The 12,629-nt window shown below is 43.1% G+C and carries 9 protein-coding genes and 2 pseudogenes; 2 read left to right on the top strand and 9 right to left on the bottom strand.

The features are described 5' to 3' along the window. Positions 1–160: 160 nt before the first annotated feature. The 5 genes and pseudogenes from AR334_RS26795 to AR334_RS30490 all read right to left on the bottom strand — a co-directional run. Positions 161–877: a GntR family transcriptional regulator gene (locus AR334_RS26795; RefSeq protein ID WP_066321373.1), complete on the bottom strand. Its 717-nt coding sequence runs from the start codon at positions 875–877 to the stop codon at positions 161–163. Between the two features lie 137 nt (positions 878–1,014). Beyond that, a complete protein-coding gene (locus tag AR334_RS26790; protein ID WP_066321371.1) occupies positions 1,015–2,397 on the bottom strand; it encodes an MFS transporter in 1,383 nt (460 codons plus the stop codon). A gap of 437 nt (positions 2,398–2,834) precedes the next feature. Further along, entirely contained in the window at positions 2,835–4,598 is a 1,764-nt protein-coding gene (locus AR334_RS26785) for a glycoside hydrolase family 3 protein (protein WP_066321369.1), read from the bottom strand. A 682-nt stretch (positions 4,599–5,280) separates the two neighbouring features. Then, a pseudogene (gene rpsI, locus AR334_RS29760) lies at positions 5,281–5,349 on the bottom strand (30S ribosomal protein S9); the annotation flags it as partial. A 347-nt stretch (positions 5,350–5,696) separates the two neighbouring features. Then, positions 5,697–6,618, bottom strand: a pseudogene (locus AR334_RS30490) (IS3 family transposase); the annotation flags it as partial. 114 nt (positions 6,619–6,732) lie between these two features. On the opposite strand from AR334_RS30490, the gene AR334_RS26775 reads away from it, so the two are divergent. Beyond that, positions 6,733–9,240: a S8 family serine peptidase gene (locus tag AR334_RS26775; protein WP_066321365.1), complete on the top strand. Its 2,508-nt coding sequence runs from the start codon at positions 6,733–6,735 to the stop codon at positions 9,238–9,240. A 134-nt stretch (positions 9,241–9,374) separates the two neighbouring features. Here the strand turns inward: AR334_RS26775 and AR334_RS26770 are convergent, their stop codons facing one another. Next, positions 9,375–9,779, bottom strand: a complete 405-nt coding sequence (locus AR334_RS26770; protein WP_066321360.1) for a hypothetical protein — start codon at positions 9,777–9,779, stop codon at positions 9,375–9,377. Positions 9,780–9,938: 159 nt separating this feature from the next. Between AR334_RS26770 and AR334_RS26765 the strand changes: the two genes are divergently transcribed. Continuing rightward, positions 9,939–10,664, top strand: a complete 726-nt coding sequence (locus AR334_RS26765) for a site-specific integrase (RefSeq protein WP_066321354.1) — start codon at positions 9,939–9,941, stop codon at positions 10,662–10,664. 117 nt (positions 10,665–10,781) lie between these two features. Here AR334_RS26765 and rpsI (AR334_RS26760) read toward each other — a convergent pair whose 3' ends face one another. From rpsI (AR334_RS26760) to truA, 3 genes are all read right to left on the bottom strand, one after another. Then, positions 10,782–11,174, bottom strand: coding sequence for a 30S ribosomal protein S9 (rpsI, locus tag AR334_RS26760; RefSeq protein WP_066321349.1), 393 nt, complete (start codon positions 11,172–11,174; stop codon positions 10,782–10,784). A 19-nt stretch (positions 11,175–11,193) separates the two neighbouring features. Next, a complete protein-coding gene (gene rplM / locus AR334_RS26755) occupies positions 11,194–11,631 on the bottom strand; it encodes a 50S ribosomal protein L13 (protein ID WP_066321346.1) in 438 nt (145 codons plus the stop codon). 259 nt (positions 11,632–11,890) lie between these two features. After that, positions 11,891–12,628, bottom strand: coding sequence for a tRNA pseudouridine(38-40) synthase TruA (gene truA / locus AR334_RS26750; protein WP_066321344.1), 738 nt, complete (start codon positions 12,626–12,628; stop codon positions 11,891–11,893). Position 12,629 lies beyond the last annotated feature (1 nt).

Raw genomic sequence — 12,629 nt, 5'->3', positions numbered from 1 at the left:
AATAAAACTGCTAGAATATACATTCCAAGCGTCTTTTCCATCCTTGCACAACTTGTATACTTGTATACTAGCACACTCTGGGTAAATTTTTCAATGATAAAATGCTTTATTCACAAAAAAGTATATAATTTTTTCGGCATAAAAAAAGTATCCCTATCTACTATAGGAATACTGGATTTTGGTCAACCATTTCAAAATATTTTATATAAGGACTGCCTTCTTTAAATAAATCGTCCCAATGCTTCATTGGTTCAACGATATGCTGTCTCACTATTTCTTCTACTGCATCACAATCTTTCGTTTCAAGGATTTCAATAATTTTTGCATGCTGGGCAATCGGTTCATCGAAATTATGCTGCATTTCCGATAGTAGCCTGATCCGGTTATAATGTGTACTGATCCTCATAATGGCGGTCCAGATATTTTCATTTTTTTTGCCTTCAAAAATAATCCTGTGAAACTCTTTATCTAATTTATGAAACTCTCTCTCTTTACCTTTACAGCCGATTAAATCCTCCTGCAGCGCCAGATTCTTTTTCAAATCGAATAAATTGGCCTTTGGGAATTGTTCGCACGAGAGCTTTAAGATTTCTTTTTCTAACGTATAACGCATAAAAGAGGCTTCTTTAATCAATTGCGGCTTAATTTTTGAAATATAGGTCCCTACCTGTGGTATTACCTCTACTAAGTGCTCCTCCCGCAATTTGCCTAAAACTTCTCTGATTGGCGTACGTGATATCTGTAATGCCGCCGCCAATTCTATTTCACTTATAGCCTGTCCTGGTTCTAATTCCAATGACATAATCGAATCTTTGATGATTCTATAAGCAAATTCTTTATTGTTTTCACCAGGCAGCTTTGACGATATTGTCACCATACTTTGGTACACTCCCTATTGGTTACCCCTTCAATTGAACAAATCTATACCCATAATACCATTTGTGACAGCATTCACACAATATAATGCGAAAAGAAGAAGATAGTTAACACGCGATTAACTATCTTTTTTATGAATTATGCTGTTTTTCCAGACACAGCAGCTTGTCTCTTTTCAGATAAATCAGCAGCAAGTTGTTCTGTACGTTTTTTGTTTAAAGGATATAGGAATGTAATGATTACAAATACACTCAAAAATACGATTGCAGGGATGAGCGTACCAACCATATGGATTCCACGAAGCGTTTCAGCTGTTTGTACTTCGAGTTGAGAGTTGTACCCAACAGCTGCAATGGCTGCAGCACCGACTCCTCCGGCAACAGCTTGTCCAATTTTACGTGCCATCGAATAGATCGCATAAATCGTGCCATCCTCACGCAACCCAGTTAAATATTCGTGATAATCAATAATATCAGTAACGAATGCCCAGATCACAAGGTTAAATGTACCATAACCAAGCATTGCAATAGCTAGGAGAGCAGTGAATTGCGTTGCACTTAAGTTCGGCAGCAGATATAAAGCTACATACACAAGACCTGCCACTAAAATACTTACAGATACCAATTCTTTTTTACCAAATTTTTTCACTAATTTATGAATGAATGGTGCCATTACAAATACAGCTGCAGATTGTATTAGACCGACAAAACTTAAAGCTTTAGCGGTTCCAAAGTAATCTTTAAACAAGTAAACGTTCACCGCACCAATCAACATCAGGTTTACCATGAAAATTAGCGAAGCGGCAAGGAAGAAAATTAATGGTTTGTTTTTGGCAATACCTTTTAGTGTTGCGCCTTTTTTAACTTTAGACTTAGCTTTTTCATTCACAACAATGCGCTCAGTAGTCATTCTATAACAAGCAATGTAACATGCAATTGCCAATAGGCCAAAAATAAGTGCTGCCATGAAAAAGCGGCTTGGAACTGCTTTGTTGTCTACAAACAGAATGATAGGTCCGACAACATTTATGACTAATCCTGCCAATTGTGACCCGACTGTTCTCCAAGAAGATAAGGCTGTACGCTCTACAGGATCAGCTGACATAACAGACGCCATTGATCCGTAAGGGATGTTAACCGTACTATATAATGTTCCCCAAACAATATAGGTCACGTAAGCATAAGCTAAATAAAACCCATGTGACATTCCTGGAATATAGGCAAACATTAAAACACCAGTTATGACAAGCGGAAAGGACATTCTCAAAATCCATGGTCTAAATTTCCCGTTTTTCCCGGTCGTCCTAGTATCAATAAAACGACCCCATGCCATATCAGCAAACGCATCCCATAAACGTGCAACCACAAACAGTAGGCCTACAGCTTTAGGATTTAAATGCAGAACATCTGTATAAAATACCATTAAGAATGCTAATACAAGCATAAAGAAGAAATCGTTGCCAAAATCACCAAACAAATAACCAAACTTGTCTCTCGTACCAAAAGGACGTTTTTTTTCCATTTTTTTCACCCCAAAAGTTAGAATCACGATGTGTTAAAGCGATTTCATTTTGCTGAATAAATTTAGTAAACAAAGAAAATAGGGCATCTCAATCTATTCTTATACCCAAATCCTACCCTGCTTGTTCGATCTCTCTTTGTTAAAATTCCCAACAAGAAAATATTAAAAACAGTAATCATTTCAAATTCAGATCGACCAGGCTCTCTATAACAAGGTGGATATAAGATTTGTTCCCTCCTTTTCTTCGATATACTAGTATACTAGCATGCAGAAAAAGAGTTTGCAACAGGAAATTGTAACCGTTAACAAATTCGACGTTTTTTTTCTAAAATAACTTCCAAATGCATTTTCCACTTGATTTTTTAATAAAAGCTTTTTATAATTATTTGCTTTTTAAAAGAAGTAACCCCCAACACATTAGGCTGAGGGCTAATTTATTAGATACGAGTGTCAATAAAGCCGCAGAATGCATCAACAGGGCTATCGCCTTTAAACTCGGACTGTCCCATTAATTTGTCGACAAGCAGCTCTAGCGTTTGCTTCTTGCTGTCATACGTATTGATGTACGTTTTTACCTGTGGTACGTCTGCAAGATGATATGGGTATTGAACAGATACAAAAATAGTTGGCACTTCATGGATATAGAAGGGAATATCTGGTGTCCCTTTACTTGCTGGCCAAACGATTCTTTGTACGGTTCCCGGATTCACATTGGCGATATTAATAATCAGATCATAATGATCTGTTAAATCCGTAATTGGCCGCTTTTGCGCATATACGTTGGCTATGGCGGCGAATCTTTCTTCCTCTGGAAGTTTCATGATTTTCTCTTCCGTCGATTCCCAGACAGTAACTTCGAACCCTTTTGCTTCCAACAATTCTTTCATCATATCAACAGCTTTTTCTTTACTGCCAATCAATGCACCGAATCCGCCTTGTACACCTTTAACATCAACTAACAATACGCGCTTGTACTTTTCAGGAGTAACTGGCCAGATGTTTTGTTTATCTTTTACTAAAGTAATCGCTTGATCCGCTACTTCTTTGAACAATGCTTTATTTTCCGGAAGGCCGATTTTAGCTAGTGCTTCCTCTTTAGGTGGTAAAATTCCAGTTTTAGCTTTTTTATGAAGACCGAGCATTGCTTTCAAGCCTAAAATACGCTCTAAAGCTTCTTGCAGGCGGTCTTCCGTAATAGTTCCTTTTTTATAGCCATCCATCATGTACCCGAAATCCTCATCGGGATCATTAAAGAATAGGAATAGATCACATCCTGCCGCAATGGATGTTGGCAGTAGTTCACTTCTCTTCATGGCTCCTGTCAGCCCCAGCATGTGGCTGGCATCAGTTACAACTACTCCATTAAAACCTAATTTTCCGCGCAACAAATCGGTTGTGATTTCTTTAGAAAGAGTAGCTGGAAGCAGCTCTTCATCTTTCACATCAGGATTAAAATGTCTTTGATAGGCAGGCAAATGAATGTGTCCAGCCATGATGGACGGCAGGCCGGCATCGATTAAGCCTTGATATACTTTACCGAACGTCTTATCCCAATCCTCGGTTGATAGGCTGTTGACGCTGAAGGATAGATGCTGGTCGCGCTCATCAACACCATCCCCAGGCCAGTGTTTCGCAGCCGGAGCGATCCCGCTTTCTTGGATTCCTTTCATGTATGCGAGACTCATTTCAAGAACCAAATCTGGGTCAGAGCCAAATGAACGACTAGAAATGATGGGGTTGCGCCAGTTATAGTTAATATCAACGATTGGGGCAAAGCTCCAGTTACAGCCAATGGCCGAAGCTTCCACACCAGAAACTCGTCCCATTTCATACGCCCATTTTGTGTCCTTGGTTGCGCCAATTTTCACTTCCACTCCAACCTCAGTACCGTCCGTACAAGCACCATTTCCACCCGCTTCGGTATTAGCAGCGATCAGCAAAGGAATTTTGCTGTTTTCTTGAAGGATTTTGTTTTGATCATATACTTCTTCGGCTTTTCCCGGATTATAGCGAACAGCGCCAATATGATAGTTGTTTACCATATCTGTTAAGTATTCTTCTGTACGGCTTGAGCCCATATTAACGAACAATTGGCCAATCTTCTCTTCGGTTGACATGGATTGGATTGTGTCCTGCACCCATTTAATGTCCTCATCGGTCAGGTTATATGGTTTTGCTTTTAAATCTACCTTTTTTGACATATGTATCCTCCTTAGTAAGGTAATTCATCATCAAAGGATTTCATCATCATAATAAATACTCAGCCCTATTTTATAGAACAGAAAATGAAAGCCCTTTAATACAATCTTACACAAATACTTCTTTGTTGTATACTAGTATGCTATCGTAATAATTTACAATTTTGGGTCATGTTTTATTGCTATGGCTATGTTGCCCATTGCATCTTTTCTTATGTAGGAACTTTAAAAGGACTTTTATTCAAAAAAGAGTCGCGATTTTACCTATAAAAAAAGACCCCCAAGCAATTTGGTAAAGGGTTCCGTTCCGAAATGACAATCGTATTGGCAGCACTATTGGTATGTAAAAAAGTAAAATAAGCGGAGAATTTCCGGTTAAACGAAGAATAGAGCTCGTTTTCGGGGAAATAAGGGGAGGATTTCCGGTTATGCAAAGCAAAATCCCTCATTTTTACGTTTATCAAGTCGATAAGCGGAATCTCTCCGTCTATTTAAGTCTTTTTTTAAAAAAATTACTTAGTAGGCGGAAATTTTCCGTCTATTTATCAGCTCGGGTGCTTAACCTGATCCCCACCGATAAGTGCGGACCCTCTTATTTCTGTAGTCAAAATGTGATCAAAAGTACTTTTCCGGGATAAAAAAGACCCCCAAGCAAAATGCTTGAGAGCCTTCGAAACGTTGATAATTAACGCTTTGAGAACTGAGGTGCACGACGAGCGCCTTTAAGACCGTACTTCTTACGCTCTTTAATTCTTATAGTAAATATGGAAAAACACAAATCAATACACTCACTAAAAAAGCCGGGTAAACCGGCTTTTCTAGGTTCCATTGGAAATGAAATAATATATCCTTCTATATGTTTCGTGGTCAAATTGTGGTCACTAAAGTTGCACGTGTTATGGGATTAAGATACTTCCTTAAGGCATATATCAGTAGAGGCATGACCGTGGTTCCTTCAGAAAAATGTTCTGTTCCTACTTCCAATATACTGCTTGTCCTGACCGCCTGTTAAATGGGTTGCTGTAAATCAATGGTCTATGCTCGTTTACCAAATTGAAATTTTTAATCTAATCCCTATTACCGCTACCACCTCTATTCAGTTTTAATCGTTCTCCATAACCTCTCAGTAACAATATTGTCAAGGGCTCTTCCTTTTCCGTCCATACTAATTCGGATGTCTTTATCCAACAGTAATTCGGTATATTGGGGACTGGTGAAATGGCTGCCCTGATCACTGTTTAAGATCTCAGGCTGCCCTACCGACAGAGCCCGTTTCACTGCTTCTAAGACAAACTCAATCTCTAGTGTTTGGTCAAGCTCCTAGCTAACGACAAAGCGAGAATACCAGTCTATTAAGGCCACAAGATACATCCAGCCATGTTGGAGGCGATTATAGGTAATATCAATACCCCAGACGTGATTAGGGTGGGTAATGGTCAAATTTCTAAGGAGATACGGATAAATCCGGTGCTCCAGATTGCGTTTACTAATGTTAGGTCCAGGAGAAATCCTTGTAATGCCCATTTCTCTTATATGGCGTTGTACAGCCTTGCGATTAATATTTAGTTCATTGTTGTTTAGAACAACAGTCATTCGCCTGGAGCCAAAATAGGGATGTTTGGTATAAATTCCATCAATTTTATGCTTGATAAATATTTCCTCAGCAGAAGCTCGACAGGCTTATAATACAAACTAGAACGATTGAGCCTAGCAGCTCAGCCTGGGTAGTGATTGGCAGCTCTTTATCATCCCAATCAATCATTTGAATACGCTCGGCCCTACTCCTTGATTCCAGATTTTTTTTAAGCCACGACAAGTGCATGGTTAAGCGACCAACCTCAGCGTAGAGGTTTTCAATTTGATTTTCATATTCTGCCTTCATTTGATCCGCTTTTTTATTTTCTTTAGCGAAGATCAGGGGCATTTGTTCAAGAAATGAATTCCTCCATTGTCGAATTTGATTGACATGAATTCCATGATATGAAGCAATTTCATTCATGATCTTTTCTTCCTTTAGGACCTTTGTACGATTTTATAGATATAACATACATTTGGAAGGTGAATTTTTCTTTTTGCCGAATAAGGAAGGAGGAGAATATACCAATATTATCCAAGTCTAAATTGGGGGGTTTCAAAAATGGAAACAAAGCATCAACCAAGTCGGCAAAGTGGCATTGTGACAAAGTGGCAACAAAGCAAGGGGGTGAAATTTTTCCTTTCGCCTATTGTTTGCTTGTCCTTACTAGCCATTTCCGGTTCTCCGGCCAGCGCGCTTTCGTGGACGTACCCGGGAGACCCCGGCTTTGTCGCCCAGAATCCAGGGGAAATGGCAGCCGCTAAAACCAGTTGGGAAACGCCGGAATATGGTTATTATACCGGCTATGATCCTTCTACTCCTGGCACAGTGATCAATTCCTCATGGCAGCTCGCCGCGGTAAACGCGTCCACTGCTTACGCCCTGGGGTATTTCGGTCAGGGCGTCACGCTGGGCATGATGGATTCGGGCCACAGGGCTACACACGAAGAATTTCAGACGGGGCTGATCGATTCGGTGAGAGCGGAGGGTGTCTACGGCACGTCCGGCTTCGGGTATCGCAGCGCAACTCCTGCGAACCCGTTTACTGCGGGCGAGTGGTTCACTGTGGCCAGTGATCTGGCGAAAACAAGTGACTACTCGCACGGGACCGGTATGCTTGGGATTATCTCCGGCATCCGCGATGGTAAAGGCATGCACGGCATCGCCTTTGGATCGAAAATATATGCTGCCAAGACCGGCGGTTCCGATAGCCAGTCCCACGGTCCCTTCCACGATTACGTGTACTGGTATACAGCCAATAAGGCCATGGTCGACGCAGGCGCGCAGGTCATCAACAGCAGTTGGGGCTCTTATGTCCAGACTCTTGACAGAACCCGCTATGACGGTTTAGGAAACGATCTTGGAGCCAACGGCAACCTCGCCAACGCTTATCAAGTGATTGGCAAAGACAGCGCCAACGCCACGGCAATGAGGACTATCCTCCCCAACGAGTACTTGAAGGATCTGGAGTACCAGTATTTCTTGTTCAAGAAAAGCTATTCTGAAGATGGTATTCAATATAATCCGAACCACCCCGGACGTTCCTTTATGGAGGCCACCTGGGACGCCATCAAGGACAGCGGTACCGTCAACGTAAGGTCGGCCGGCAACAACGACTGGAACAACCCTTATTTTCGTCCGGCGTATCCCCTCTTCAATCCCTTGGCGGAAAATCAGTGGGTAGCAGTCGGCGGGGTGCAACCACCTACTGCGACCGTTCCCGAATACACAAAGCAGTACGGATTTAACGAGGCGGGGCTCGCCAAATGGTTTACCGTGTCTACCCCTTCAAACAGCGTTCGGACCACGAGCAGCAGTGGTGATACTAGCTATTCAAACTCTAGCGGCACGTCACCGGCAACGCCCGTTGCGACAGCAGTGATGGGGGTTCTGCTCTCCCGCTATCCGGACATGGACGCCATGCAGGTGCGCGAGCTGATGTTCACCACGGCGAACAATAAAATGTCCGACGGCGTGAGATTCCTCGGCACCGGGCAAACCTCCCCCACCGGAGCATCCATCGCCTGGACCGCTCCCGAAGGTCTTCCGGACGACCGCTGGGGCTGGGGGATTCCCGATCTGGCCAAGGGCATGTACGGCCCCGGCCAGTTCCTGAGCCCCATGACCTACAACATGAATAAAGCGCCCATGGACATCTGGTCGAACGACATCAGTCAGATCGCAATCAAGGAAAGGGAAAGGGAAGATCTGGAGTGGCTGGCGGGCTACAAGGAGCAAGGCATTGCCTACGCCGGTGAATTCAGTCCCAACGTGCTGAACCCGGACGGCACGCTTAACGAACAGGCCTTCATGGTTCAGGGCATTTTGGGTGATCCTTACATCCAAAAAATCACTAACGGCCATCCTGAGTTGTACGACAAGATCACCTATGAGGACGCAGTCAAGTGGCGCAAAGAATGGATGGATGCGCGCGCGGCCTACATTCAGAACAAGATCGACAACAACCTCTACACGGCTTCTCTGACCAAGCAGGGCCCTGGGACGCTGATCATGGCGGGCCACAACACCTACGAGGGCGCCACGACGGTTGAAGGCGGTAAGCTTTCGATCACCGGCCGGCACACAAGCTCGATCGGCGTTCAGGGCGGCACTCTCGGCGGCAGCGGCAGCGTGGCCGGCAGCATCGACGTCGACAGCGGCGTGTTGGAGCCCGGTCTCGCTCCGAAGGAAGCCGCGGCGCTCTTCACCGACGCCCCCGGCAAAGTCCTGAACGTCGGCGGGGATGTGCGCATCGGCCGCAAAGGTCGCCTCGCCGTGACCGTCAAGAGCGATAGCGACTATACGAGCGTAGAGGCTGATGGGGACCTGGTGCTGGAAGATGGAGAACTAGTCCTGGATGTGCAAGGAGCCTTGACCCAGGGCACCGTACTGACCATCATGAAGGGCGGATCGGTCACAGGCAGATTCCACCAGATGCCCGAAAATCGCGCGTGGCAGACAGGGGGCTACCTGTTCAAGGTGTCTTATCAGAACAATAGCGTGACGCTTACCGTCATGCATGCGGTGCCGCCTACGAAGGCGCCCGGGCAAAACCAGAAAAAGAACTAGGAAATACATTGGGATTACTGCTGAAGAAATAGAAAATGGCATGTTGAATTTCAAACTTTAAAGCGCGAAAAGGTGAATTGGAAATTACCATGGAACCAACACATGAGCAACCTCCAAATAATTCGGAGGTTGCTCTAGTCTTTCAGAATTTGATTGCTTAAATGGTAATTCTTGAGTTTAGCTATCCACTCGTTATAGTGAATTTCACATAGCCCCTTTAAATAAAGGATGTTTGAACAGTTTTCAGCCCCACATAACTTAATCACTTTTGGCATTTGTGGGTAACCCAATTTTATGTAAACATAATAATGATGCTCACAATAGCCCTCTGCATAATAAGAGTTGGTACAATTGACAGCTAAACAATTTCCAAGCTCGCCTATTCTGAAAATCTCATTGTCGTTTTTACCTCGTCTTCTCATTTTTGCATAATGCTTCCCACATAGCTGGCTCGCCTCAATGTATCCGTTGCATCCCTCAACTATACACTGACCTCTTCTTGAAAATTGTTTCTTAGGTTTGTTTTTTTTATTTTTCATATATCCCACCAACCAGTTTAGGAAAAAGGGCCATTCTGCGACCCTTTCTTAATCCTTCCCGTTTAAATCCGCAAAGGAGTAATAGCAGCTGTAATCGCTGAAAGCATTACATCCGTTAATGATTATAAAATACAGGCTAATCAAGTATTTAAATATGCTATGAAGATGGACATTATATCGAAGAATCCACTGGAGCATGTTACCATACCAAAAAGAGAAGAGGAAATAATAGCAGATACAAACGAGGCAGAGGAAAGGAACTATTGGAATAAGGACGAAATAAAACATTTCTTATCAATTGCAAATAATGAGAAAGAGTTAACTCTCCGTGACCATTTAATATTTCATCTTTTAATATATACTGGTGCTCGTAAAGGTGAAGTATTGGCTCTAACATGGGATGATATTGATTTTAATGTAGGCACTATACGCTTTGGCAAAACGCTTTTCTTTAATAAGGGAAAACATTATCTTCAGCAACCCAAAACAAAGCAATCTAAGCGTTTAATTAGGTTAGATACAAAATCCCTTTCTCTATTAAAAAGGTGGCGTACGAGCCTTATAGAAGCGAAATTAGCTAGCCCAAATATATTTGATGATAATAACCTTGTTTTTACAAGGGATGATGGTTTACCGCTTCGATTGGCTTACCCAAACGATAAATTAAAATCAATAATTAAAAAGCATAATCTTCACAAAATCACTATACATGGCTTACGTCATACCCACGCTTCACTTCTATTTGAAGCAGGGGCAAGTATAAAAGAGGTTCAGGAACGATTAGGACATTCCGATTTCCAAATGACCATGACCATCTATACACACGTAACTGACCACGTTAAAGAGCAAACTGCCCAAAAGTTTCAAAAGTATATTGAACTATAAGTTGTGGTCATATGTGGTCAAAAAAAATTCTCGTGGTCAAAATGTGGTCAAAGTCACTTTTCAGGTATAAAAAAGACCCCCAACCAAAATGGTTGAGAGCCTTTGAAAGCTTGAAGATTAACGCTTTGAGAACTGAGGTGCACGACGAGCGCCTTTAAGTCCGTATTTCTTACGCTCTTTCATACGTGGGTCACGAGTTAACAGACCTGCACGCTTTAATGTTGGACGATATTCAGGGTCCACTTGAAGCAATGCACGGGCAACACCGTGACGGATTGCGCCTGCTTGACCAGTGTAGCCACCGCCGCTTACGTTTACAAGAACATCGTAGCTGCCTACTGTTTCAGTAGCTACTAATGGTTGTCTTACAACAACACGTAAAGCTTCGAATGGGATATACTCATTAATGTCACGATCGTTAATAGTGATTTTACCTGTACCTGGAACTAAGCGCACACGTGCGACAGAGCTCTTACGACGACCAGTACCAATATATTGAACTTGTGCCAAGTTAATTCCCTCCCTTTAATTAACCGCGAAGTTCGTAAACTTCAGGTTGTTGTGCTTGGTGCGGATGTTCTGCGCCAGCGTATACGTGTAATTTTTTGAAGATTTGACGGCCAAGAGAATTCTTTGGAAGCATACCTTTAACAGCAAGCTCGATCATTTTCTCAGCATAGTTTGTACGCATTTCAAGAGCCGTTCTTTGTTTTAAACCGCCTGGGTGCATAGTGTGACGGTAGTAGATTTTGTCGTTTAATTTGTTACCAGTTAAAGTAACTTTAGATGCATTGACGATGATTACGTGATCACCAGTGTCAACATGTGGTGTAAAAGTTGGTTTGTTTTTACCACGTAGGATTGATGCAACTTCAGAAGCAAGACGACCAAGAGTTTTGCCTTCTGCATCAACTACGTACCATTTACGCTCGATATTGTTGGCATTTGCCATAAACGTTGTACGCATGAGGTTCCCTCCTAATTAATTCCATTAAGATTATTGTTTTCTCGCACCATCAAAGCTTTCAAGCAATCGATTCTGTTCCGGGAACCGATGTTTCAGCATAACGTGCGCTTCAAGTTCGAAAATCATATATTTTCAATCACGATGAAGACTTTCCGGGGCTTTATCGTGGGATTAAAAACACACACATATAATATAATAAATAGTTGAGGTGCAATTGTCAAGAAAATGTTACACCAGGATGGGTTGTTTTATAAATTTTTTAATAAAACACTTCCCAAAGATACAGCCCATGGGCCGGTGCCGTTTTTCCGGCAACGCGGCGGTCCTTAGCCTCGAGGATTCCCAGCATCTCCTCAGGGGCACGGTCACCGGTGCCTACCTCAAGCAAGGTCCCGACAAGAATCCGTACCATGTTGTACAGGAAGCCATTGCCGACAAAGCGGATTGTCAGCAAGTCGCCATCCTGCAGAAATTCGATTTCCTTAATGGTCCGCACCTTATCAACTACCTCAGTCTTAGCGGCGCAAAAGCTGGTGAAATCATGGGTTCCCAGCAGGTAGCCACTAGCCTCCCGCATCGCCCCCAGATTTAATCGAAACGGAAAACGATACGCATAGTTACGCAAAAACGGGTCGCGTACCCCCGATAACAAAAGCTGATACCGATATTCCTTCCCAGCCGCATTAAACCGTGCATGAAAGGAATGGTCCACTTTTTCAACCGAAAGAACCGATATATCCTCCGGCAACAATGAATTGAGCGCCACCGGCCACCTCTCTGCGGGGATCGCCAGTGGTGAATCAAAATGAATTACCTGTCCTCGGGCATGCACACCGGCATCCGTCCGGCCAGAACCAACGACCTTAACCGGCGTACCTTTATGAATTTTTTCCAACACGGCCTCTAGCTCTGCTTGGACGGTCCTTCCTTTTGGCTGAACCTGATAACCTGAAAAGCCGCTACCATCATAGGCGATAATGCCTTTGTATCTTTGCATG

This window comes from Bacillus sp. FJAT-29814 (assembly GCF_001510715.1).
Taxonomy (GTDB): Bacteria; Bacillota; Bacilli; order Bacillales; family Cytobacillaceae; genus Neobacillus.
This window is presented reverse-complemented; position numbering and strand designations above follow the sequence as displayed.